Source organism: Bacteroides sp. 1001302B_160321_D4 (genome assembly GCF_015667765.1).
GTDB classification, from domain to species: domain Bacteria; phylum Bacteroidota; class Bacteroidia; order Bacteroidales; family Bacteroidaceae; genus Bacteroides; species Bacteroides xylanisolvens.
In genome coordinates this window covers 95,151-120,408 of sequence record NZ_JADPLO010000010.1, presented here as the reverse complement: position 1 = coordinate 120,408, position 25,258 = coordinate 95,151, and the positions used below count along the sequence as shown (strand labels likewise).

Sequence of the window (25,258 nt, the reverse complement as noted above, 5' to 3'; positions counted from 1 at the left end):
TACTCCGTAGTGTCCCGGCTCATTGTCAATCTGCCAGCCGATAACAGCAGGATGATTGCCATAACGCATTGCCAGACAGGAAACAATGTTTTCTACATAACGACGGTATCGGTCGCTACTCCAGGAAGCATGCTGACGTCTCCCATGCTGAATGGAAATGCCATTATCCCGCTGAATCAATATATCGGGGTACTTTTTTGACAGCCAGACGGGAGGTGTGGGAGTAGGAGTACACATAATTACCTTCAGACCATATTTATCTGCTAAAGAGACGGCACGATCCAGCCACTCAAAATCATACTTTCCTTCTTCCGGTTCTATCATGGCCCAGGCAAACTCCGCAAAATGGGTGAACTTGATCCCCATCTCCGACATTTTCTTCAAATCACGTTCCCATTGGGAGGAATCCCATTGCTCGGGGTAATAGTAAGATCCTAGAGCAAACAACTCTTCCGGAGGAAAAGATTTATCGACCGGAGATTGAGCAAAGGATACCAATGAAAACAATAAAGCTAAGACTAATAAGGACTTTTTCATGGATATTATTTTAAGTTTCATCGCTATAATAAATAACTGGTTAGCGCAATGGGCTGGCTTTTATTCCGCCGGAGGTCATTTTTACAGGTTTGATAGTACCGTTTTTATTAAAATACATTCGGTCAATGCAAGTAATGCGGTAGTTCCCATCGGTTTCACCCAAAGGGCGGCGATGATAGACAATATACCATTCATCCTTTCCCGGACCTTTGATAATGGAATGATGTCCGGCACCATTAGCTATTTTAGTGTCCTGCTCCAGAATCTTTCCGACTCTTTTGAACGGACCAAAAGGCGAATCCGCAATGGCATACGCTACACAATAATCGGGGCCTGTCCAGTCGCCTTCTGACCACATGAAATAATATTTGCCATTGTGTTTAAGCATAAAAGGTCCTTCTATATAATTTTCCGGAGTCACTTCTTTATAAGTTGTTCCGTCTTCAAAAGGTACGATACTGATTAGATCAGATCCCATCTTCACCATATTGCAATGTCCCCAACCGCCGTAATACATATAATACTGACCGTCATCGTCCTTGAATACAAACTGGTCAATAGGTTGCGCTCCGTTCACGATCTTGCCAATCAGCGGCTTTCCGAGCGCATCCTTGAAAGGACCTTCCGGACGATCGGCTACAGCCACACCTATACCTCCCACTTCACTCTCATGATATATGTTGTTTGCTCCAAAATAGAAATAATATTTCCCATTTGCTTCTATCACGGCAGGTGCCCATAAAGCATTCCTTAACCAGCTGATATTTTCGACAGAAAGGACTTTCGGGTGTTTTCTCCAGTGTACCAAATCTGGGGAAGAAAAGGCATCCATGTACAATTGTTGTTCGAAAGGAGCTGAATAAGTCGGATAAATCCAGTATTTATCACCGAAAACGACTCCTTCGGGATCTGCATACCAACCGTCAAAAACCGGATTAGTACTTGTCTGTTTTTTGCCCGTATTTGTTTGAGCAAATAAGGTTACTGAACAGCAACACATAATCATGAAAAAGAATACTATTTTGGAATTCATGTCTATAAATATTAAAGTTATGCCACAAAAATGATGAAAAATCAATGAAATAAAGGTTGATTATTTGCCAATAAATAGCGAGAATCAACCAAATTGCCGGAAAAATAATTATTTCATATATTGCTGCTTGTAAAGGGCTGTTTTGATTTGTTTTTTCACTTTCTTTGTTTGCAGGTTCAACACTTTTGTTATATATTGCCGTCCCATTTTCGTTGTATCTGTCTTGAATTTCTTAATTGGTCATTTAACAGGCTATTATTTATATATATTATAAGTATTACTATGCGAATTTTATTGTATTTTCTCCTTATTCTTTTAGTGGGTTGCTCATCCGGTCAGAATAAAAAAACACATGAGCGGGTAGACCTCGATTCCGTACCTGTTTATACGAATCCGCTTTTGTCAAGAGGAGGAGACCCATGGGCGGTATTCCATAACGGAATATATTATTATACCCAAAGTATGAGCGACCGCATCACTTTATGGGCAACAGATGATATAACCCGGTTGGCGGAAGCATCCCAGAAAGATGTGTGGGTACCTCAAAATTCGTCAAACGCATTTCATCTTTGGGGACCTGAAATACATTACATTAATAATAAATGGTATATTTATTGTTGTGCGGATGATGGAAATATTGATAATCGTCAGATTTATGTGCTTGAGAATGAGTCTGCTGACCCGATGAAAGGGGAATTTGTCATGAAGGGAAGAATATCAACTGATGAAGATAATAATTGGGCAATTCATGCCAGTACTTTTGAACATGGAGGAAAGCGTTATTTAATCTGGTGTGGATGGCAGAAACGTAGAGTTTATCAGGAAAATCAATGTATTTATATTGCCGAAATGGAGAACCCATGGACACTGGCTTCTGACCGTATTTTGATTTCCGAACCAGAATATGAATGGGAATGTCAGTGGATCAGTATAGATGGTAATAAAACTGCCTATCCGATTCGTGTCAATGAAGCACCGCAATTCTTCTATTCTTTGAAGAAAGATAAGTTATTGATTTATTATTCGGCAAGTGGTAATTGGACTCCTTACTACTGTGTAGGACTGCTGACTGCCGATACTGACAGCGATCTGCTGAATCCGGCTTCTTGGAAAAAGGCACCGGAGCCTGTGTTTAAGCAAGCACCGGAAAATCATGTATATGGACCCGGTAGTATCTGTTTTATTCCTTCACCTGACGGTAAGGAATGGTATATGCTTTATCACGCCCGCAAGAGTTTGTATGATATGCTTGTTTTGGATAGCCGGACGCCGCGTATGCAGAAAATAGAGTGGGATAAGGAAGGAATCCCTGTTTTAGGAATTCCGCAGAAAGAAGGATTCCCGCTTCGCAAACCGTCAGGCACTCCTGAACGCAAATGAAAATAGGGGGCGTACTTTTTGCAATACGCCCGTTTTATTCAAAAAGAGCCCGTTTCTTTCTTTTCTTATTCAAATGGTCTTCTTTTTCACGAAAAGAAAAATTCTCATCTTTTATTGAATGTTTTTTTTCCTTTTTTTTAGTGCGTATTACTTATGTTTGCAACGTAATCTATTAAATAAATCAACTAATGTAAAACGCGCAATGAGAAATGAAAATCTATTGTCCTTTCTTCTTATAAAGAGAAGAATTTTAAAATTACTGGCTATAAAATATGCATACAGTTTAATTGTTTTATGCGGAATTAGTTTTATGGCATGTTCAGATGATGATCCCGTAAAAAAGAATCCTTATCTGCAAACGAGCACCCGTGCTATGCTGAAAGAGGTAGTGGAAGTGGTGTTTAACAATATCGATAGTAATACTGACATTACTGTCGACTTTGGTGACGGAACGGTCAAGGAAGGGAAAGCTGCTACGCCTATCACTCATGCTTATACACAAAGTGGTGACTACACGATGTTAGTGACAGCGGGTGAGCGCGTAGTACAGAAAAGGATCCGTATTTACGACCTATTGGCGCTGACAGAAGCCATGAAGCAATTCAGGGATGCAGATAACAAAATGGTATGGGCTATGACGCATCGCTCTCATACAACAGACAAGACTATTCCCGAAAATTCGGTATCTGCTGTAGAAGCTGCCATCAATGCAGGAGCGGATGTGATTGAATGTGACACTCATCTCACAAGCGATGGAGTAGTTATGGTGTGCCATGACCAGACAATCAATGCTACGACTAACGGCACAGGGGATATTACGAAAATGACTTATGCTGAAATTCAGCAATATAATCTGTTGGACCGGAATGGAAGGGTGACCGATGAGAAGATGCCCACATTGGAAGAGTTTCTGAAAGCAGGGCGTGGAAAAATATATTTCAATCTGGATTATTCTCCACGTACAGCCTCTACCCAAGAAGTGATGAATGTTGTCAAGGAACTGGATATGATGGAACAAGTCTTTTTCTATTGTAACAGTAGCCAGAAAGCAGAAGAAGTGTTGTCTATTTCTAAAAAGGCACACGTGTACACATGGGCACAAAGCGCTTACAAACCTCTGGTTGGGCTTCCGGGCAATTACTTCGTGCAATATTCTTATGCTCCCGACGGGCAAAGTACTCCTATAGGAACTGCCGTCAGTGAGGGAATGATTCCTACAGTCAATATGCTTCATGTATTATCCGGATTGATACCTGAATATGATATAAATACGACTTATCTGGATGAGCTTCTTCAGATTTATCCTGAAGTACGTATGATACAGACAGATGCACCGGAAGTATTAATCTCCGCTTTACAAGCAAGAGGATTGCGTTAACTTTATCATCTAACATAAAATCATTTATTTATGAAGAATATTCATTTCAAAACGTGTACCTGTCTGTTAGGTATACTGCTGATACTGTTTTCCGGTATACAGGTAAAGGGAGCTTCTTTGGAAGTTCAGCAGGAAAGTAAGGTGTCAGGTACGGTGACGGACGAAAAGGGCGAACCAGTTATTGGCGCTTCCGTAGTAGTCGTAGAATCGAAGCAGGGTACTATTACAGATATAGACGGTAAATTTCTGGTGAACGTACCTAAGAATGGACACCTGAAAGTGTCTTATATCGGTTATGAAACACAAGAAGTGGCTGTTAAAAACGGCCAGTTATTGAAGATCGTATTGAAAGAAGAATCGACCGCTTTGAATGAAGTGGTAGTGGTGGGTTACGGTACGATGAAACGGAAAGAAATGACTTCGGCTATTTCGCATATAGGTGCGAAAGATCTGAATCAGATATCCAGCCTCGATGCCTCCATGCTTTTGCAGGGGAAAGTTTCCAGCGTTTCGGTTTCTAACACAGCTCTGGCCGATCCGAACAATCAAGGAAGTATTCAGATTCGTGGTGTCTCTTCCCGTAATGCAGGTTTAGGACCGTTAATTGTGGTAGACGGAGTGCCGGGAGGTGATATGACGAATATTAACCCTGCCGATATTGAATCGATTGATGTATTGAAAGACGGTGCTGCTTCTGCGATCTATGGTACGCGGGGTAGTAACGGGGTTATCCTGATTAATCTAAAGAAAGGGACCAAAGATGGACAGGTTCATACAACCTATAGTACTTCCGTTACTTTTAATAAAGCTAAAAAAGAACTCGACATCATGAATGCGGAAGAATACCGTGCTTATCGCACAGTGTCTAATCCGCTTTCCGATATGGGAGCTGATTCAGACTGGTTTGATGCCGTTACTCAATTGGGGGTGACTCACATGCATACATTGACATTTTCCGGCGGTAATGCGAGAACCAACTATCGGGTGACCGCCGACTATCGTAATGCCCGTGGTATTGATTTGCGTTCCGACCGTCGTGAATATGGAGCACGTGCCAATATTAACCATACAACCAAAGACGGGCTATTCACGTTTTCTGCTAATATAACTCCTCGTGTTATCGACCGGAACAAATCAGCCAATGTATATAGCAATGCTATTAAAAACAATCCGACAATGCCTATTTATGATTCGGAATCGGCTAATGGGTACTATCGTTTTCCCAGTGGAACGGAAGGTTCTAATATCGTAGAGCAATTGAATGAAGAAGAGAATGGTACGGAAATTAAGTTGCTGGAATGGAATGCTACGGCTGCCGTTAATCTGCTGCCTCTGTTTAATCCGAAGAATCCGGACATGGTATTGAAGTCGCAGGTCACTATTTCTCAATATCAAGTTGATAAATTTAACGGATGGTTTACACCGTCTACTTATGGTTCTAACGTAAATGATGGTGTCACCGGAAAAGCCAGCCGTGACTTCGACAAAAGTACGACTAACAATCTGGAATGGGTAACAAATTTCTCTACACGTATCAAGAATCATCAGATCCGTGCAATGGTGGGGTATAGCTATAATTATGGTGTAAATTCCGGAATGTCTGCTGAAAACTGGAATTTCTCTTCGGATGGATTGACGTATAATAATCTGGGTTCCGGGCTGGAAGCGGCAAAAGATGGAAAAACAATGATGGGCTCCTATAAGAATGACCATAAGTTAATCAGCTTCTTCGGACGTGTTAATTATGATTGGAAAGAGCGCTACCTGTTTACTTTTTCTTTACGCCACGAAGGGTCTTCCCGCTTTGGCGAGAATCATAAATGGGGCAATTTCCCGGCTGTATCTGTCGGTTGGCGTATCTCGGATGAGAAGTTTATGAAAGGACTTTCATGGATTGATGACTTGAAAGTACGTTATGACTATGGGGTGACAGGTAATCAGGAAATAGGAAATTATAATTCTCTGGCTACTTACCGGGCTTTCGGTTGGTATCAATACAATGGTAACCGTTTTCATGTATGGGGACCGAGCAAAAATACGAACTCGGAATTGCGCTGGGAGAAAGGACATAATCAGAATGTGGGTTTGGACTTCTCACTCTTCTCACACAAAGTGACCGGTTCATTTAACTATTTCCATCGTAAACAAAGTGATTTGCTCGGAGATTATTCTGTACCGGTACCACCTAACTTGTTCTCCACCATCTATACCAATGTAGGTACATTGCGTAATACCGGTTTCGAACTTGATGTTACAGTAAATGCTGTCCGGACAAAGGATTTCACTTATAGTTTCACATTAGTGGGGGCTACTAATAACAATAAGTTTGTCAGTTTTTCCAACGATATATATAAAGGACAAAAATATTACTCTACCTGTAGCATGGCGAATCCGAATAATCCGGGATATTTGCAGCGGATTGAAGAGGGGGAACGTATTGGTAACTACTTTACATATCGTTATGCAGGAGTGGATAAAAAAGGTGACTGGCTGATTTATGATAAAAAGGGGAATGTGATTCCTGTAGCCCAAGGTACGGAAGAGGATAAGTCTGTGACCGGAAACGGTTTGCCGAAATTCACCGGCTCTATGACGCATAACTTCACTTATAAGAACTTTGATTTGTCTGTTGCCCTCCGTGGTGCTGCCGGGTTTGACATATTCAACGTGCATGATTTCTATTTCGGATTGCAGAGCATGACTACCAACCAGTTGACGACCGCTTATTCGAAGAATGCACATATCACGACAGGTAAGAATGTGATTACCGACTACTTCATTGAACCGGGTGATTATCTGAAGATAGACAACGTCACTTTAGGATATACCATGAACCTGAATAAGAAATATATTGAAAAGATACGTTTGTTCGGTACGGCCAACAATCTTTATACGTTTACGAAGTTTACCGGTGTAGATCCTTCTACCTACGAAGTGAACGGACTGACACCGGGTACTTTCGGAGGAGGATATAACTATTATCCGTCTGCTTTTCAGTTTATTTTAGGATTACAAGTAAGTTTCTAATAAAAGACGATTATGAAAATAACAAAATATATCATTGGATTAGGGATAATGGCAGGTACAGTCATTAGTTTGCCATCCTGTACAGATCTGTCGGAAACGGTGTATGATCAGGTCATGTCTCAAAACTATTATAATACCAAACAGGATGTTATCAACGCCGTTTTTCGTCCGTTTGAGCATATCTATGAATCCATTGTCAGACGTCATGAACACGAAGAACTGACAGGGGATCAGTTGATAACGCCTACTCGGGGAACTTGGTGGTATGATGGCGGTAAATGGGAAAAATATCATTATCATCAATACGATGACATTAATCAGGAAGACTGGACAAACGAGTGGGAAGGCATGTATGGCGGTATCGGTCAATGCAATCTGGTGTTGGATGATTTGTCTCAATTGAATCCTTCTAAATTTAATTTAAGTGACAGTGAGTTTGATAGTTTTAAAGCGCAACTACGTTGTATGAGAGCTTACTGTTATCTTCGCCTGCTTAATAGTTACCGTAATTGTATCTTAACTACGACTTCTGACCAAGCGGTCAATGAACAGCCGGAAAACCGGAAGCAGGTATCTCCACAGGTTATGTTTGATTTTATCGAAAGTGAGTTGAGAGATGTCTGTCTGGTAGCTTTACCTTCCAAAATCGGACAATCTGGTAATGGCGGTCAACAAGGACAATTTACTAAAGCGGGGGCTGCTGCATTGCTGGTACGTCTTTATTTAAATGCGGAAAAGTGGATTGGACAGCCTAAATGGCAGGAATGTATTGATATGTGTGAGCGTATTACCGGAGGAGAATTCGGCTATTATGCAATCGCTGATAACTGGTACGAACCTTTTGACTGGAATAATGAAATGTGTAATGAAGTAATCCTCGGTTTTCCCGGTTCTTATGGACTGACTAGCTGGCATCTGAAAAATGATAAGAGAACAGTTTACGGGCGGGCCCTTCCTTATGGTTGTGAGAAATACCTGAAAATTGAAGGAGATGGCAGCCGAAATCCCAAATATGCACTTTCGCCAAGTTATAATAACCAGCAACCACGTGCATTGTTTGATTATGAATTGGGCATGGTTACGCAGAAATTCGCCAAGTATGCGGGCGATAAACGTTATAAACAATATGTAAATACGAGTAATAATACACGGGAAGGTATGTTCTTCATGGAAGGGAAAATAGCTAATTCCAGTATTAGTGGGGGATATGCCAAGAATCCGGATAATCAATATGTCCTTTACCTACTTGATCAAGTGGGACGTTTTGAAGGTAACGCAGAATCCGGTTATATTGCCAACCCGAATTATCAGGAGTCTAAACTGGGAAACGGAGATTTCAACTCGGGGCTTTACTGTGTGAAGTATCCTTTCTATCCGTTTGATGGAGGATATTTTATAGAGTCGGATTATACGGAAATCCGTTTGGCGGAGATTATTTATTCGCAGGCGGAATGCCTTCTTCGTCTCGGACAGGCAGGCGAGGCCGGCAAGCTGTTGAACAGCGTGCGTAAACGCAACTATGAAAACTTTACTGCAGATATCGCTTATCAGCCGGAAGGTAACGTGGTACTTGATCTAAAAGAAATGCTTGATGAATGGGGGCGGGAATTTCTTGCGGAGAGCCGTCGTCGTACGGATTTGATCCGCTTCGGAAGATTTCAGGATGCATGGTGGGACAAGAAACGGGATGCAGATACTCATTATGAATTGTTCCCGTTTTCACAGACCCAATTGGAGCAGAATGAATATCTGAAACAGAATCCCGGTTATCCGGATATTGCCCGTTAAGCGGTGAACTGTAATTATTTCAATTTAGTGTACAAGTTTAAAATGAAGAAAAATGAAAAATAAGTTGCTCACAATATCAAAGATTGGGCTTTTGGCCTTCACTATTTTAGTGAGCCAGGCGTGTCAGGAAGATTATGAGATGGTTGATCCTCCGATGATTACTGATTATGATGATGATCTGGATGAAGAAGTTGTCTTGCAAAAAGGACTGGAAAGTTATTTTGTAACTCAATTCGGTGAAGGGGACATGGATGGTACTTCATGGGATCAGGCAATGGATGTAGCTGGTTTTCGCAAATTATTGAGTGGGTCTATCGATCTGTCCAAGAGTACTATTTACATGAGCCAGGGAAAATATGTGATGTCCGAGACCGGAGGACTCGGGGTGATTATCCGCAAAGACATTAAAGCGATCAAAGGAGGATATAGTTTGTTGAGCGAAGGGACAGATCTGACTAATCGTCGTATTGATACGTATAAGACAGTGATCAGCGGAGATGTAAACGGTAATAATCAGGCTGATTCCGGTGATTGCGGACTATTGTTGGTGAAAGGAGGGATTATTGGGATTGAAGGAGTTACTTTTCAATATGGGTACCTTTCTAATAATGATGCCAAGTCTAACGAGTGTGGTAGCGGAATTTATATCAATGGTAACGTCAATAGCACCTCTGTCGAATTAACGGATTGTATTATCAGGGATTGTAAAACGGAAGCTGTCAACGGGCAAGGAGGAGTAGCGGGAGGTACAGCTATTCTTATTGCTTCCGGGAGCTCGAAACTGAACAATGTGAAGTTTCTGGATAATGCGGCGGATAGCCGTGGCGGAGCAATACGGTGTAACAGCAATAAGGCTGTTGTGTTTATGAATAATTGCCTGATAACTGGCAATTCAGTAAGAGAACTTTTTGGGGTCGGTATTCAGATATCATCGGGACATATTTGTATGAATAACACAACCATTGTCGGAAATCCGGGAAAAGGTGCTGCTTTAAACGGGGGAGGTAGTTTCATGCTCGCTAATAGTACGATTGTAGGGCATGATATTGATCAGGAGTATGGCGCCTTTCGATGTGAAACCTCTATTGATGGTGATACTAAGTTTATTAATAACCTGTTGATTTCCGAGAATTCTACCGCTCCAAGCTTCATTTTGAATGGAGCGAATAAAGAAGCTTACTCCATGGGATATAACTTGTATCAGCGAGTTAATAATTTCACAATGGACGTTTCTGATACTGCTTATCCTACCCTTGTGAATGGCAACCTGACGGAAGAGGGTGTTTATAAGTGGAATATTGACCAGATCGGACAGGTGGGTGGTTATGCTACCAAACAAGCTGTAATCAATGCTGTGAAAAGTTTCAATCCTGCTGCTTCTCCTATGGTTAATTTAGGTGAGGTATTCGTGGAATGGATGGGTGAAGATGCTTTCGGATTGGATCAGCGTGGCGTGACACGCAATCCTGATAAGATGCAAATGGGAGCTTATGATGCTGTATTGTCCAACTGAATCTTTAAAAAGTAATTGTGATATGAAAAACAAATTTTATATAATGACCGCTTTGGTCATTAGTCTGACAGGCTGTTCAAACATTGAAGACGGGACGCAGCCGACCGGCAACTTTCCCGAAGATCATATAATCCGTATTGTGACAGAAGTGAATGCGCCTGTGTCGCGTGCCGGATATGATGCAAGTAATCTGGAGAGTTTTGGACTGATCATTCATAACAGTGAAAACATTGCTTATGATTATAATTCGCAAATGGTAAAATCTAATAATGACTGGAATACGGCGGACGGGCAACAAATGCTTTGGGATAATGCAAGAACTCCGGTAACAGTAGTGGCGTATGCTCCTTACATTTCGGAAGCTAGTTTAGACACTCCGTTAGCTATCAACATACAAAGCAACCAAACTACTGAAGAAAATGTGATTGCTTCTGATTTCCTGTTGACTAAATCAATAGTTGATCCGAAACAGGATCTCACCGCAGATGGTAGATTGAAAGTTACTTTGGATCATGCCATGAGCAAGCTGATTATAAAAGTGACGGTAAATAATGGTATGGAAGATGCGGCGATCAGTAAACTGGGCGATATGGCTGTAAATGGTACAATAGCGGGTGGTATTTGTGATTTGTCAGTGCCGGAACCGGTAGTCATTCCACGGGAAGATGCTGTAGCTACAACTATCGCCCCCTATAAGGGTACGGATGGGTATGAATGCATTCTTCTCCCGCAAACAATAATAGAAGGCTTTTCTGTCAATTTCAGTTATGACGGAAAATTGTATATATGGACTGCCGAAGAGCCCATTGAGTTGCAAAAGGGAGTAGAGCATACGCTGACACTGAATGTAAATGAAACGGCACGGTTGGCTACCATGCAAATGAAATATCGGGCAACCGGTCAGATTATCGATCAGAAATAAAAAGGAGGAGATGAGTTATGAAAATTACTAAACATATATTGGCTGCATGTATATTAACGGGTATGGCAGCTTGTGATACGGATAAAGAGATAGCCGTGTTCAATGAAGACTCCGGTGCAATCAAGATCAATGCTGTTATTGATGCTGCATATACCCGTAGTAATCCTACAGGAACAAATGAACAGCAAATGCAATTTAATAATGGAGACCAGATTCTGTTGAGTTGCGAAGATGGTAGTGTGACTTATATGTTGTCTGGAGGGCAATGGGCTCCTACGGATAACTATTATCTTAGGTGGGGAAATGAACCTGTTACTTATTCTGCCTTTTATCCGGTGACTGAAGGAACAAGCGTAGCCAACTTCTCTCTTCCTATTAATCAGCAGAGTTTGGAAAATCTGGCGAGCGCAGACTACATGACTTGCACAGTAGAAGATGCTATAAATGAGGGATCAGGTGTCCTTCATCTGAATATGAACCGGAGAATGGCGAAAGTTATCATGACATTGGACGATATAGACTCACAAAGTAAAGCTCTAGGAGTTAAAATCAGTTCCTATCAGGGATATACGGACGGAAATGTTTCATCGGGAACTGCACTTGTTTCACCGTATGTCACCATTCCTGAAGGAGGGAAAGCCGGACAAAGCGGATGTAAATATACGGCGATCGTAGCTCCGGGAACTGCAAATCCTAATAGTACTTTCGTTTCTTTAAATTACAAGGGGGAAGATCTGGTATTGCCGGGCATTCCTGCAATAAAGGCCGGATTTTGTTATGAATTTACTTTGAAAGTAGAAGGTTCGGTCATTAGATTGAGTGAACCGATTGTCACTCCATGGGAGACTGGTACAATCAATGGGGGAGATGCAACGGAATTGCAATTGGACGCTTATTATGTGAAAGAGCATGCTACAGGGAATGCTACCGGTATGGATTGGGATAATGCAATGGGAGTAGACGGGTTACGCAATCTATTGAGAACTAACACTAACAGTGCGATCACGACTGCGAATGCTAAGAAATTGGATGGTAAGAATATCTATGTGGCAGGCGGTACCTATTTGATAGCAGATCAGGAAGCCGGTCTGAAAATAGAGTATAGCGGATATAGTAAACAAGTCGAAATAAAGGTTGTGTGTGGATATGATCCTCAAAGTACCCGGAAGGATTTAAGCAAGCGTGATCCTGTCCGGTATCTGACTACTTTCACAGGAGATGCAAATAATAACGGCATTGCGGATGCGGGTGATTATTCCTTGTTTACATTAGGAAACCAGATAGATATTACATTTGAAGGTTGTACGTTCTCTTGCGGTTATCATCCCAATGAGAAAATAAATGGCTATAGTGGTGGATTCCTGATTGCGAATGGTAGCAGTGGCAATGCAACATTACAGTTGAATCATTGTATCATTGAAAAGTGCTATAATGCGGGAGTAAATGGTTCAGGTGAGGCTGGTGGTTCCGGTATATTCATGTATAAGGGGACAGCCAAACTAAATCATGTGCAGTTGAGAAACAACAAGGCATCTTCGCGTGGAGGCGCAATTCGTGTCAATGACAGTGGGAGTATTCTTTTTATGAATAATTGCTCCATTACAGGCAATGAAGGCGGACAGTTCGGTTATGCTATTCAAATGTCAAACGGTCATTTATGTATGAATAATACAACTGTTACCAATAATAGTGGTAGAGATGGAACCATTAACGGCGCGGGGAGTATGTTGATTGTAAACTCTACCATTATCGAGGATGGTGCTCAAAATAGCGGGGCTGTTATTCGTTGTGAATCCTGGCCGGCCCGGCAATCATTCTTGATGAATAATATCATCCTGAATAAAAATGCAGCTAATCCGGTTGTTGAAATGTCCGGTGATGATACTCGCCATTTGACATCCAAAGGGTATAATCTGATGGGCGGTACGATCATGCCTGCATCAACCAACAAGTTTACAACATCAGAGTTTGATAAGTATAACAGTACGATTAGCTCTTTAAATGTCGTATGGGATGCCAATCGTTCTGTCTATACTTGGGACGGGAATGTGAATGAGTTTACCCGGACTGCTGCCGACGCTGTTAAGAATGCGATCACAACCGGCTTTAAACCGGATAGTTGTCCTTTCCAGAATTTAGGTGAGGAGTTTGGAAAATGGTTGGATGAGATGGATGCTTTTTCCACTGACCAGTTGGGGAATCCGCGTGATAAAAATGCGATGTGGCCGGGAGCTTATCAAGAATAATGATACAATTTATTTAAACGAATGACAATGAAAAACTACAAACTGATATGGTTAGGGATATTCTGTTGTTTGCAACCTCTTATATTGTTTGCGCAACGGGGAGAAATGATCCGTAAGGCATTTTTAGATCCGAAGTCCGATCAGGTGTTAGTCGTGGCACACCGGGGGAACTGGCGGAGTGCACCGGAAAATTCCGTAGCGGCAATTGATAGTGCCATACAAATGGGAGTGGATATTGTGGAGATTGATATTCACAAGACTAAAGACGGACAATTAATATTGATGCACGATGACCGTGTAGACCGGACAACCAATGGTAAAGGATTGATTAAGGATTATACATTGGCAGAAATCAAGAAGTTGAAACTGAAAGATAAGGATGGAAATCTGACAGAACATATTGTTCCAACATTGGAAGAGGCATTGTTGGCAGGCAAAGGTCAGATTATGTTTAACTTGGATAAGGCGTATTCTGTGTTTGACGAGGTATACGCTGTGCTCGAGAAAACCGGAACTGCCAGTTTGGTGATAATGAAAGGAGGCCAGCCGGTGGAAACTGTCAAAAGTGAGTTTGGAGATTATCTGGATAAAGTGATTTACATACCGGTGATAGGACTTGACGGAAAGGATGGCGAAAAGAAGGTCAGGGACTATATGACACAGCTGCATCCTGCTGCCTTCGAATTGGTTTATTCGGATTCTTCCAGTCCTTTGCCTCGAAAAGTGAAATCGATTATTCTGGGAAAGAGTCGGATTTGGTACAATACGTTGTGGGCTTCTCTTGCGGGAGGGCATGAAGACGATCAGGCTTTAAAAGATCCGGATGGAAACTATGGATATCTGATTGAAGAGCTGGGGGCACGGATTCTCCAGACTGATCGTCCGGGGTTCATGCTGGATTATTTGAGAAAAAAGGGATTACACGATTAATTGTCTGAAGACAATGAGGTAAATGTATTGTTTGGCACACAGATAACGTCGATGAGATCAATAGACGTTATCTGTGTTGTTTTTATCTATTCTCCAAGTGAAAATAATTTTGAGATTTGGCTTGGGTTACTAAAATAGCTATATTTGACTCGCTGAATCGACATGGGTATATAATATGAAAAAAGCAATAATAGCATTTATCAGTCTTATTATTTTTTGTATTGAGCCATTAATGGCATCTGCAGAGTTTTCTTTTAAGAAATATCAAGTAGAAAACGGATTGTCTCATAACACAACTTGGTGTGCAATTCAAGATAGTTATGGCTTTTTATGGATAGGTACGAGTAATGGGTTGAACTGCTATTATGGTAGCGGAAATAAAATTTATCGGAATGTTCTAAATGACAAATATTCTTTAGGGAACAACTTTGTCGGTTCTTTGATGGAAGAGGGTGAAGACCTTTGGATAGGAACAAGTTCCGGGCTATACATTTATGATCGCTCTGACGATCATTTCTTGTATTTTGATAAGACAACTAAATATGGAGTATTCATTAGTTGCGAAGTCAAGAAAATCGTAAAAACTAAAAATGGTTTGATTTGGATAGCTACTTTGGGACAAGGCATCTTTATTTATGATCCGGTAAAAGACGTTCTGACTCAAAATAGTATCCGGACTTTTTTTGCCTGGGATATTTGCCAAGGTACGGATTCTCTTGTCTATGTCTCTTCTATGCAGGAGGGATTATTGTGCTTTGATGAACAAGGAACTTTTCTGCAAAGTTATCCGGTTTCATTCGAATTGAATATTGGCAATCAGAGGATTAACTGTCTCCATAGTATTGATCATGAAATTTGGTGCGGTGTGGGGACGAATTCGTTAGGGTGCTATCAGGAAGGAAGTCAGGAATTAAAAATATATAATACGTCTGCAGAGAGTTTCAGTTCTATTCTTTGTCTGATGGACTATAACGGGAAAGAAATGCTGGTTGGTACAGACAATGGCATTTATTTATTTGACCGTGAGCGTAAGACATTTCGTAGGGGAGACTCTCCGTTTGGTTTATGGGCTTTGAGCGATCCGACTGTACACGCGATGATGCGGGATAATGAAGGTACACTTTGGGTAATGACTAATTCCGGTGGAATAAATTACATGTCTAAACAGTCGAAGCGTTTTTCTACTTATTCTCTGTCTTTGACGGGGATGGAAAAAGCAGATAAGGAGATAGGACCTTTCTGTGAAGATCGGGAGAAGAATGTTTGGGTGGGAACCCGGAATGGATTGTGGTTTTTCAATTCACAAACTCATTCTTTTCATGAGTATTTTTTGAAGAAATCAAATATAAAATACGATATACGTAGTTTGTTGTTGGAGGGCGATAATCTTTGGGTAGGAACTTATGCTGAAGGATTGCATGTGTTAAATCTGAAGACAGGGAATATTAAAAGTTATACTTATTCCCGTGATATTCCGAATACACTTTGCAGTAATGATGTATTAAGCCTTTTTAAAGATCGTAAAGGAGAAATCTTTGTCGGAACAAGCTGGGGATTATGTCGTTATAATCCACAATCGGATAATTTTATAACTGTGATAAATGTCGGTGCTATGGCTTCTGTAACTGACATCTATGAGGATATGTACAATAATCTTTGGATTGCGACTTCAAATCGCGGCGTTTTCTGTTATAATACAGTTGGTGAAGAGTGGAAACATTTTGAACATATCCGGGAGGACCTGACTACTATTACGAGTAACTCCGTGATAACATTATTTGAAGATAGGAAAGGTACGATGTGGTTTGGGACCAATGGTGGAGGATTATGCTCTTTTTCCAAAGAAACAGAAACTTTTGTTGATTTTGATCCGGAAAATATATGGTTACCGGATAAGGTTATTTATTCGATAGAGCAGGATCTGGCCGGCAACTTTTGGATTTCCTGTAATTCCGGGTTATATCAGTTTAATCCTGCAGATAAGAATAAGAACTGTCTTTTTACTATAAATGACGGTTTGCAGGGGAATCAGTTCACAGCGCAATCTTCATTAGCTTCATCGACTGGAAAGATGTATTTTGGAGGAGTGAACGGATTTAATGTTTTTGAACCGAAAGAATTTACAGATAACACCTATCTTCCTCCTGTTTATGTTATAAATATCAGTTTCCCTAATTTGAATAATGAGCGGGAAGTGAGGCGGTTGCTCCGGTTGGATAAGCCTTTTTATACTGTTGATAAAATAAAATTACCTTATGAGAATAACAGTTTTACAATTCGTTTTGCGATACTTAGCTATGAAGATCCTCTTAGAAATCGTTATGCGTATATCTTGAACGGAGTAGATAAGGAATGGATTAACAACTCTTCTAATAATACAGCTTCCTATACCAACCTTCCTCCGGGAGAATATGAGTTTTTGGTTCGTGGTTCAAATAATGACCATTATTGGACTGAAAAGGCAATTTCTTTATGGATTGTGGTTACTCCTCCCTGGTGGCGGACTACTATTGCTTATGTGGTATATGCATTGTTGTTACTTGCTGCTATCGTATTTCTTGGTTGGCGTTGGAATTTGTATGTCAGGCGTAAGTATAAACGTCGGATGGAGGAGTATCAGACTACCAAAGAAAAAGAAATGTATAAATCGAAAATCAATTTCTTTATTAATTTGGTACATGAAATACGAACTCCGCTAAGTTTGATTCGTTTGCCGTTGGAGAAATTGAGAGAAGAGGAAATCAAAGGGAAAGAGAATAAGTATATTTCTGTAATAGAAAAGAATGTAGATTATCTATTGGGAATCATCAATCAGTTACTTGATTTTCAGAAGTTGGAAAGTAGTGCTTTGCAGTTGAATTTGAAGAAATGCAATGTTAATGCATTGGTCAGTGATATTTTTAATCAATTCTGCGGTTCTGCGGAGTTGAGAGGACTGACATTACATCTTTGTTTGCCTCATGAAGAGATTAACATGATGATTGATTCGGAAAAGATGAGTAAGATTCTGGTAAATTTGATAGGGAATGCGATGAAATATGCGAAATCCAGAATTGAATTGAAGGTATTATCAGTAGATGACGAGGTGAGGATAGAGGTCACTGATGATGGTCCCGGTATTCCGGAGGACCAACGCGATAAAATATTTCAAGCTTTTTATCAATTGCCTGATGATCCTGTGGCATCATCTAAGGGTACTGGGATTGGTTTGGCATTTGCAAGGTCTTTGGCAGAAGCCCATCATGGAAGTTTGTTTCTGGAAAATAGTTCCGAGGGCGGTGCTTCATTTGTATTATCTTTACCATTGGGAACTGTAGAAACAGAAGATGTATCTGATGAATTGACTGAAACGGATGCTGTAGATGTTGGAGAAGAGGTGACTTCTGTTTCTGAATTTGCTAATAGGAGATTCACTGTTTTATTGGTGGAGGATAATCTTGAATTGTTAAATCTAACTCGGGAAGCTTTAAGTACTTGGTTTAGGGTGATACGTGCCGGTAATGGAAAAGAAGCATTGGAAATACTCACACGCCAGAGTGTGGATGTTATTGTCAGTGATGTTATGATGCCTGAAATGGATGGACTTGAACTTTGTAATCATGTAAAATCCGATATGGCTTATTCTCATATTCCTGTTATTTTGCTGACTGCAAAAACGACATTGGAATCTAAAGTGGAAGGACTTGAAAGTGGTGCTGATGTATATCTTGAGAAACCGTTTTCTGTTAAGCAGCTCTATAAACAGATCGAGAATTTATTAAAACTGCGATTGGCGTTTCATAAACAGATGACGGACATCACAATTGGTTCATCTTCTTCACTTTCGGATTTTGCTATTTCTCAAAAAGATGTAGAATTTATAGACAAGATCAATGCAATTTTATCGGAGCAGGTTATTAATGAAAATTATTCAATTGATATATTGGCAGATCAAATGAATATGAGTCATTCTAATCTTTACCGGAAGATGAAAGGTTTGTTTGGTATGCCTCCTAATAACTATGTGAAGAACTTCCGCTTAAACAAAGCAGCTGAATTAATTGCAAATGGTGTTCGCATAGCTGAGGCAGCAGAACGGTTAGGCTTTGCTTCTTCTTCCCATTTTGCAAAATGTTTTAAAGAGAAGTTCGGAATGTTGCCAAAAGATTATAAATAACAAGTCTTTTCATGATGGGAAAAATGATGGGAGGGTAGATGAAGTTTAAAAATGCAAGAAGTATACCGTAGTAATATTTTTTATCCATTCGTTTTATATTCTTGACTCCGGGAAAATCGTAATTGCACATAAACCAGTCACTTTCGCCCCTCGAATTTGCAGCGTTTTTGAATCTCCCGCATCTAAACTAACGTGAGTTCGATATAATTTAGAACATTACAAATTGTCCATAGTTCTTTGTATATATTATAGAACAATGATTACTAAAAAGCGTTAAAGGATTCTTTATGATGTCATCTGGTTTATTGATCGTTTGCCCCTCTTGTGCTAAACGCAAGACTGAATCTTTGTCTTTGCTGAGAGCCAAACGCTCATACAGGCTTGAATTATATTGCCGCTGCAATTGACGTACACTCCAATTTTGTTTCTGAGACTCAATTTCGTAAAATCTGCGTTCTTCATCAGATTCAATGCGCATTAATATCAAATAGTGAGACCATGAAAGCGTAAACGGATATTCCCTAGTTGATTTTATGGGGCTTTCGGTGAGTTTTTGAATTTGGTCAACGCTGTTGTTCCAATCTCTTTTGTCGAGTATGTTGAGAAAAATTTGCGACATCTTTTCAATGTTTTGTGTATTGGGTCAAAAAGAAGTTGTATATTTGTTCATCAATATCTAGTCTCAATATAGGTAATCTATGGAATTCATCACATCAACACATTTGAAGCAATGGGCTGACACAAAAGAATGTCAGTCTCTCTTGCCAGAATTGATGAGACGGCTTATCTGTGCTTCCGTGAAGCAGTTGAATAGACTGTCTTTCCCCAGTGGGGATGCTGTGCATATGCCTGAATGGGCCGGAGCAGATACCTGGGTTCTGATTTAAAAAGACCGAACATATAAGAATACCCGATAACTGTTGTAAGAAGCTATCGGGTATTTTTTTATTGTCAGCCCGGTTTCTTGCTTTAGAATTAGAATACAGGCATCTGCCAGATAAATCCTACAGAAATACGGTTAGTACTATAATTCTCCTGTCCCAGCACCTTGGCGCGGGAAGTGAAATCATACGAACGTCCCACGTAGGTAACAAAGAAGTGCAGATTGGTTTCCATCGGGTAATATTCGATACCGCCCAGATATCCCCAGGAAGTACGGTAATTTCCCTTCTCTATTCCCTCGGACGCCTTGCCTACGGAAGCCGTCTCGTACATACCCTTCACAAAAACATTCCATTTCGGAAGAAAGCGGTAATTACATTTGGCAACAACCGAAAGATAGTTAGCATCAAAAGCGTTATGCCCGCCCGGACGGCCTACGATACTGGTAATAATACCTTTGCGGTCAATGTCCTCTTTTGAATACATGAAATCGACAAAAGCATTCCATTTGCCGAGATTCAATTCGTTACCTAAAGCATAATAATACATATTGTGACTTTTGGCCTCGTTCATGACAGAAGCCGACCAACGGGTCTTGAATACGTTATTGAAATTACCATTCCAGTTCAAAGTATAAACCAGCGGCATTTTGCCGGATTTCAGATCGGGAAGATTTCCTTCGGCATCTTCCGTGATTCCGTAAGTGCTGTCGAACGAACTGTTGCGGCTGTTCAGTATTTGCAGGTTAAGTTGCTGTTCGGGAGTAATGTTATAGCCTACATTCAGTCCGGTCATAAAGTTACTCATATAGTCGATCATATCGCTGTACTGATAGATGTCGATCGGGTTGAGGTCGAACTCGATACCACCGTATGCGGCACATTGCTTTCCTGCGAAGAGGCTGAACTGGTCATTCAGTTTGATACCGATTCCGGCATAGTCGATGGAAGTAGGCAGATTGTCAATCATGCCGTTTGCATCGTTCGAGCGGTTGAGGCGTTGGCGATAGCGGTAAGAAAGCCAGTTGTTGATATTTCCTTTGGCTTCGATGCGGAGCTGGTGCATATTGAAGTCACCTTCCTGAAAACCATTTTGGAAATGAGCGTCAAAGCTTCCTTGCATATTCAGATAAAGATTGAACTTATCTGTCTTCTTTTTTACGTCTGTCAGTTCTTCAAACAGGGGAGTGTTCGGGTTGAATTTATCCTTCTTCTCCGTTTTTTGAGCATATACTCCCTGTATGCTGCCCGCGAGGAGCAACATAAATATCCATTTTTTCATAAGTAGGTCAGGCTTTTAGTATTCGTTAAAATATTGCTGAATTTGTTTCCAGTCAGTTGTTTTGGTTAGTGCAAGCATTAACAAAACGCGTGATTTCTGCGGATTCAGTTCCTGTGAAGCCACAAACTGATATTTGGCGTCGTCTACCTCTGCATCCAGTGTGGTAGGACCTGTCGGGACACGGGAAGAACGGACTACAAGGATTCCTTTCTGACGGGCGTCTGTCAGTACCGGGAAGATATTCTGATGGATATTTCCATTTCCTACTCCTGCATGGATAATGCCTTTATAGCCGTTGTTGAGCATCGGAGTGACCATATCTGCTTCGATGTTGGAATAGCTGTATACGATACCTACTTTAGGAAGTGCGTTCAGATGAGTAACATCGAAAACGGATTGGGTGGTATGTTTTTTTAGCGTCACCTGATTGTAGAATACTTTTCCGTTCAACACATAACCCAGCGCGCCGGAGTTGGGAGCTTGGAAAGTTTGCACGTCGACCGTGTTCATTTTAACCGTACTCTGTGCTCCAAGGATCAGTCCGTTCATGGCAACCAGTACTCCTTTGTCTTTGGATTCTTTTGCGGCGGCGGTAACTACGGCGTTATAAAGATTCAACGGGCCGTCGGCACTTAGAGCCGTAGACGGACGCATGGCACCTACCAGTACCACCGGTTTGTCACTTTTAACGGTCAGGTTCAAGAAGTAGGCTGTTTCTTCCATCGTATCGGTTCCGTGAGTAATCACGATGCCGTCGATGTCCGGGCGTTTCAATAGTTCGTTTATTTTTTTGGCAAGCGTCAGCCAAACCTGGTCGTTCATATCCTGCGAACCGATTTTGACAATCTGTTCTCCGGTCACGTTGGCGATGTCCTTAATTTCGGGCACGGCATCGAGTAGTGCGCCGATGGCAACTTGTCCTGCTGTGTAGCTGGTTCCGGTAGCTGAACTTCCTGTGCCTGCAATCGTTCCTCCGGTGGCAAGGATATGAATGTTCGGTTTTGCGGCAAATGCCATTGTTACAGAAAATAGTAGTGTGACTACTACCAGTCCAAAGCTTTTGAATTGTTTCATAACTGAATGATGTTTAGGTTAATAATATATGTATATTAAAATATTTGTATAAAGAGCAGTCCCAGGGCAATGGCAACAATCGTCGATACCAAGCCGGGCATCATAAACGAATGATTCAACACATACTTGCCGATTTTTGTTGTCCCGGTACGGTCGAAATTGATGGCGGCCACTACGGTAGGGTAATTCGGAATAAAGAAATATCCGTTTACTGCCGGGAATAGGGCGATCAGCATATAAGGCGAAATCCCCAACGCAATACCCAGAGGCACAAGTGCCCGAACTGTGGCAGCCTGGCTGTATAATAGAATAGACATCACAAACAGCGCGACACCAAACAGCCACGGCATTTGTTGCACGATTCCTTCAATAGAAAGAGTCAGCTGTCCCATATTTCCCTGAAGGAAGGTATCTCCCATCCAGGCAATGCCGAAGATAGCAATCACTGCCTGCATACCTGCCGGAAATACGGAACCTTGCGTTGCTTTGATTCCGTCAGTCTTGGTCACTAACAGGATGATGGCGGCAGCCGATAACATCACGATTTCGATGATGGAAGACATTCCCAATGTAACTATTTCCCCGTCGATCAGGAAACTGGGGCGCATACCTTCAAAAGAACCGAAGAGTACGATAAACGCAGTTGCCAATATAAAGATAAGGACGGAAATCATAGCGGAACGTTTGTTCTTCACATCTTTAATCTCTATCTTTTTATTGTTGAATAATCCTTCTTTCAGACGTTTCTGATATTCGGGGTCTTCCACCAGCTCTTTACCGACTTTCATAGAGAATAAAGCACCGACCAATACGCCGACAATGGTAGCGGGAATCGTAATCTTGAGAATGTCGAACAGGGTAATATCGAATCCGGCTAAGAGTCCGAGAAGTGCTACGGTAGCCGCGGAAATCGGACTTGCTGTAATGGCCTGTTGGGAAGCAATGACAGCAATACCCAACGGACGTTCCGGACGGATTTTGGTTTCGGTAGCAACCTCCGCGATGACCGGCAACACAGAATAGGCGACGTGTCCCGTTCCGGCTACAAAAGTAAACAGGTAGGTCACCAGCGGACTAAGCAAGGTGACGTGTGAAGGATTCTTACGAAGCAAATGTTCTGCCAGTTTCACCATATAGTCCAGTCCGCCGGCCGCCTGCATACAGGAAGCAGCCGAAATCACTGCGGCAATCATTAACATAACGTCGATAGGAGGCGCGGTGGGTTGTAAACCAAAAACGAACGTAAGTATAGCCAATCCAACTCCTCCCATCACGCCGAGGCCGATACCTCCCAGGCGTGCGCCAATAATAATAGCTGTCAGAACAAATGCTAATTGTAATATCATAAGATGCTGTTTTAAGTTCCCAACAAAGATAAGTGATTTCTCTCTTTGTATTTTCTTTTTCTTGTATTAACAACAAAAAAGTCTTTGAATAGTTTTTGCATATTTATTAAAACAATAACTAAACTCATTGGTTATTATAAGAACTAACGAAACAGTTATTATTATAAAACAACCGATATGGAACAGAATTTATCAAAAAAAACTCGTACGGAGAGTGACCTGATAGGTAGTCGTGAAGTGCCGGAAAGTGCACTGTACGGAGTACAGACGCTCCGTGGTATCGAAAACTTTCGCATCAGCAAGTTTCATTTAAATGAGTACCCTTTGTTTATCCAGGCATTGGCTATCACAAAGATGGGAGCCGCCGTTGCCAACCGCGAACTGGACTTATTAACCGAAGAACAAACGGATGCTATCTTGAGAGCTTGTAAAGAAATACTCGAAGGAAAGCATCACGAACAGTTCCCCGTAGATATGATTCAGGGAGGAGCGGGTACTACCACGAACATGAATATCAATGAAGTGGTTGCCAACCGGGCATTGGAATTGATGGGGCATCAGCGCGGAGAGTATCAATACTGTTCGCCTAACGATCATGTCAACCGCTCGCAATCTACCAACGATGCTTATCCCACCGCCATCCACATTGGACTCTATTACACTCATCTGAAATTAGTTAAGCATTTCGAAGTGTTGATAGAGGCTTTCCGGAAGAAAGGAAGTGAGTTTGCGCATGTCATCAAAATGGGACGTACCCAACTGGAAGATGCCGTACCAATGACTCTCGGACAGACCTTCAACGGGTTTGCGAGTATTCTTGAACATGAAGTGAAGAATCTTGATTTTGCCGCGCAGGACTTTCTGACAGTCAACATGGGAGCCACAGCCATCGGAACCGGAATCACCGCCGAACCGGAATATGCGGAGAAGTGTATTGCCGCTTTGCGCAAGATTACGGGACTGGATATAAAACTAGCCGATGATTTGGTGGGGGCCACTTCGGACACTTCCTGCATGGTAGGTTATTCGGGAGCGATGAGGCGTATAGCTGTCAAAATGAATAAGATATGCAATGACTTGCGGTTGCTGGCTTCCGGTCCGCGTTGTGGATTGGGCGAAATTAATCTGCCGGCTATGCAACCGGGCTCATCCATCATGCCGGGAAAAGTGAACCCGGTGATTCCTGAAGTGATGAATCAGGTGGCTTATAAGGTGATAGGAAATGATCTTTGTGTGGCCATGAGTGGCGAAGCCGCTCAAATGGAGCTGAATGCAATGGAACCGGTGATGGCGCAATGCTGTTTCGAGTCTGCCGACTTGTTGATGAATGGCTTTGATACCTTGCGTACGTTATGCATCGACGGCATTACAGCCAATGAAGAAAAATGCCGGAGAGATGTGCACAACAGCATTGGCGTAGTGACAGCCCTGAATCCGGTGATTGGTTATAAAAATTCTACCAAGATAGCTAAAGAAGCATTGGAAACAGGAAAGGGAGTGTATGAACTTGTTTTGGAACATAATATCCTTTCCAAGAAAGATTTGGATACCATTTTGGAACCTGAAAATATGATAAAACCAGTCAAACTGGATATTCATCCCAACCGTTGATAGATAGTAAGTGGGAATCGATTCAATAGGGAAATCGCCGGGCAGGTCACTGATCTGCTCCGGCGATTTTGATTATTTGTTACTTTTATTCTATATGGGAATAATTGCTAACTTATCCGGTAAAATAGTTATTGTTCATTCTTTCAAAAACAGT

At 41.5% G+C, this 25,258-nt stretch carries 16 protein-coding genes and 1 pseudogene; 11 read left to right on the top strand and 6 right to left on the bottom strand.

Annotation, left to right across the window (positions count from 1 at the left end):
• Together KFO40_RS06370 and KFO40_RS06365 are read right to left on the bottom strand one after the other, a co-directional pair.
• Positions 1-537, bottom strand: a 537-nt coding sequence (locus KFO40_RS06370) for a beta-galactosidase (RefSeq protein ID WP_211146195.1), incomplete at its 3' end; no start/stop codon positions are given.
• A gap of 40 nt (positions 538-577) precedes the next feature.
• On the bottom strand, positions 578-1,570 hold the full coding sequence (locus KFO40_RS06365) for a glycoside hydrolase family 43 protein (protein ID WP_008642677.1): 993 nt from the start codon (positions 1,568-1,570) through the stop codon (positions 578-580).
• Positions 1,571-1,852: 282 nt separating this feature from the next.
• Between KFO40_RS06365 and KFO40_RS06360 the strand changes: the two genes are divergently transcribed.
• From KFO40_RS06360 to KFO40_RS06320, 9 genes are all read left to right on the top strand, one after another.
• On the top strand, positions 1,853-2,950 hold the full coding sequence (locus tag KFO40_RS06360) for a family 43 glycosylhydrolase (protein WP_004316154.1): 1,098 nt from the start codon (positions 1,853-1,855) through the stop codon (positions 2,948-2,950).
• A 202-nt stretch (positions 2,951-3,152) separates the two neighbouring features.
• On the top strand, positions 3,153-4,328 hold the full coding sequence (locus KFO40_RS06355; RefSeq protein WP_008642680.1) for a glycerophosphodiester phosphodiesterase family protein: 1,176 nt from the start codon (positions 3,153-3,155) through the stop codon (positions 4,326-4,328).
• A gap of 30 nt (positions 4,329-4,358) precedes the next feature.
• A complete protein-coding gene (locus KFO40_RS06350) occupies positions 4,359-7,355 on the top strand; it encodes a SusC/RagA family TonB-linked outer membrane protein (protein ID WP_004316158.1) in 2,997 nt (998 codons plus the stop codon).
• A gap of 12 nt (positions 7,356-7,367) precedes the next feature.
• The gene (locus tag KFO40_RS06345; RefSeq protein ID WP_004316159.1) at positions 7,368-9,143 is read left to right on the top strand and encodes a RagB/SusD family nutrient uptake outer membrane protein; all 1,776 of its coding nucleotides are present in this window, start codon (positions 7,368-7,370) and stop codon (positions 9,141-9,143) included.
• A gap of 52 nt (positions 9,144-9,195) precedes the next feature.
• Positions 9,196-10,656, top strand: a complete 1,461-nt coding sequence (locus tag KFO40_RS06340) for a right-handed parallel beta-helix repeat-containing protein (RefSeq protein WP_008642682.1) — start codon at positions 9,196-9,198, stop codon at positions 10,654-10,656.
• Positions 10,657-10,678: 22 nt separating this feature from the next.
• Positions 10,679-11,578: a fimbrillin family protein gene (locus tag KFO40_RS06335; RefSeq protein WP_008642684.1), complete on the top strand. Its 900-nt coding sequence runs from the start codon at positions 10,679-10,681 to the stop codon at positions 11,576-11,578.
• A 17-nt stretch (positions 11,579-11,595) separates the two neighbouring features.
• On the top strand, positions 11,596-13,824 hold the full coding sequence (locus tag KFO40_RS06330; RefSeq protein WP_134985344.1) for a fimbrillin family protein: 2,229 nt from the start codon (positions 11,596-11,598) through the stop codon (positions 13,822-13,824).
• A 27-nt stretch (positions 13,825-13,851) separates the two neighbouring features.
• A complete protein-coding gene (locus KFO40_RS06325; protein WP_008019709.1) occupies positions 13,852-14,754 on the top strand; it encodes a glycerophosphodiester phosphodiesterase family protein in 903 nt (300 codons plus the stop codon).
• A gap of 175 nt (positions 14,755-14,929) precedes the next feature.
• A complete protein-coding gene (locus KFO40_RS06320) occupies positions 14,930-18,910 on the top strand; it encodes a two-component regulator propeller domain-containing protein (protein ID WP_004313437.1) in 3,981 nt (1,326 codons plus the stop codon).
• Between the two features lie 268 nt (positions 18,911-19,178).
• Here the strand turns inward: KFO40_RS06320 and KFO40_RS06315 are convergent.
• Positions 19,179-19,529, bottom strand: a pseudogene (locus KFO40_RS06315) (DUF1016 N-terminal domain-containing protein); the annotation flags it as partial.
• 79 nt (positions 19,530-19,608) lie between these two features.
• Here KFO40_RS06315 and KFO40_RS06310 point away from each other — a divergent pair.
• Complete coding sequence (locus KFO40_RS06310) at positions 19,609-19,797, top strand: hypothetical protein (protein WP_008645720.1); 189 nt, start codon at positions 19,609-19,611, stop codon at positions 19,795-19,797.
• An 88-nt stretch (positions 19,798-19,885) separates the two neighbouring features.
• On the opposite strand, the gene KFO40_RS06305 is transcribed toward KFO40_RS06310, so the two are convergent.
• The 3 genes from KFO40_RS06305 to KFO40_RS06295 are packed head-to-tail and all read right to left on the bottom strand — an operon-like array spanning position 19,886 to position 23,493.
• Complete coding sequence (locus KFO40_RS06305) at positions 19,886-21,073, bottom strand: porin (RefSeq protein WP_008645721.1); 1,188 nt, start codon at positions 21,071-21,073, stop codon at positions 19,886-19,888.
• Between the two features lie 15 nt (positions 21,074-21,088).
• Positions 21,089-22,147, bottom strand: coding sequence for an L-asparaginase 2 (gene ansB / locus KFO40_RS06300; RefSeq protein WP_008023076.1), 1,059 nt, complete (start codon positions 22,145-22,147; stop codon positions 21,089-21,091).
• A 35-nt stretch (positions 22,148-22,182) separates the two neighbouring features.
• Positions 22,183-23,493 (bottom strand): anaerobic C4-dicarboxylate transporter family protein, encoded by a 1,311-nt coding sequence (locus KFO40_RS06295; RefSeq protein WP_004313440.1) that lies wholly within the window; start codon positions 23,491-23,493, stop codon positions 22,183-22,185.
• A 177-nt stretch (positions 23,494-23,670) separates the two neighbouring features.
• Between KFO40_RS06295 and KFO40_RS06290 the strand changes: the two genes are divergently transcribed.
• Positions 23,671-25,104, top strand: coding sequence for an aspartate ammonia-lyase (locus KFO40_RS06290; protein ID WP_087322673.1), 1,434 nt, complete (start codon positions 23,671-23,673; stop codon positions 25,102-25,104).
• The last annotated feature ends 154 nt before the right edge of the window (positions 25,105-25,258 follow it).

Coding starts and splice junctions, on each gene's coding strand:
- KFO40_RS06365 (WP_008642677.1), bottom strand. CDS start 1,570: ATGAATTCCAAAATAGTATTCTTTTTCATGATTATGTGTTGCTGTTCA.
- KFO40_RS06360 (WP_004316154.1), top strand. CDS start 1,853: ATGCGAATTTTATTGTATTTTCTCCTTATTCTTTTAGTGGGTTGCTCA.
- KFO40_RS06355 (WP_008642680.1), top strand. CDS start 3,153: ATGAGAAATGAAAATCTATTGTCCTTTCTTCTTATAAAGAGAAGAATT.
- KFO40_RS06350 (WP_004316158.1), top strand. CDS start 4,359: ATGAAGAATATTCATTTCAAAACGTGTACCTGTCTGTTAGGTATACTG.
- KFO40_RS06345 (WP_004316159.1), top strand. CDS start 7,368: ATGAAAATAACAAAATATATCATTGGATTAGGGATAATGGCAGGTACA.
- KFO40_RS06340 (WP_008642682.1), top strand. CDS start 9,196: ATGAAAAATAAGTTGCTCACAATATCAAAGATTGGGCTTTTGGCCTTC.
- KFO40_RS06335 (WP_008642684.1), top strand. CDS start 10,679: ATGAAAAACAAATTTTATATAATGACCGCTTTGGTCATTAGTCTGACA.
- KFO40_RS06330 (WP_134985344.1), top strand. CDS start 11,596: ATGAAAATTACTAAACATATATTGGCTGCATGTATATTAACGGGTATG.
- KFO40_RS06325 (WP_008019709.1), top strand. CDS start 13,852: ATGAAAAACTACAAACTGATATGGTTAGGGATATTCTGTTGTTTGCAA.
- KFO40_RS06320 (WP_004313437.1), top strand. CDS start 14,930: ATGAAAAAAGCAATAATAGCATTTATCAGTCTTATTATTTTTTGTATT.
- KFO40_RS06310 (WP_008645720.1), top strand. CDS start 19,609: ATGGAATTCATCACATCAACACATTTGAAGCAATGGGCTGACACAAAA.
- KFO40_RS06305 (WP_008645721.1), bottom strand. CDS start 21,073: ATGAAAAAATGGATATTTATGTTGCTCCTCGCGGGCAGCATACAGGGA.
- ansB (WP_008023076.1), bottom strand. CDS start 22,147: ATGAAACAATTCAAAAGCTTTGGACTGGTAGTAGTCACACTACTATTT.
- KFO40_RS06295 (WP_004313440.1), bottom strand. CDS start 23,493: ATGATATTACAATTAGCATTTGTTCTGACAGCTATTATTATTGGCGCA.
- KFO40_RS06290 (WP_087322673.1), top strand. CDS start 23,671: ATGGAACAGAATTTATCAAAAAAAACTCGTACGGAGAGTGACCTGATA.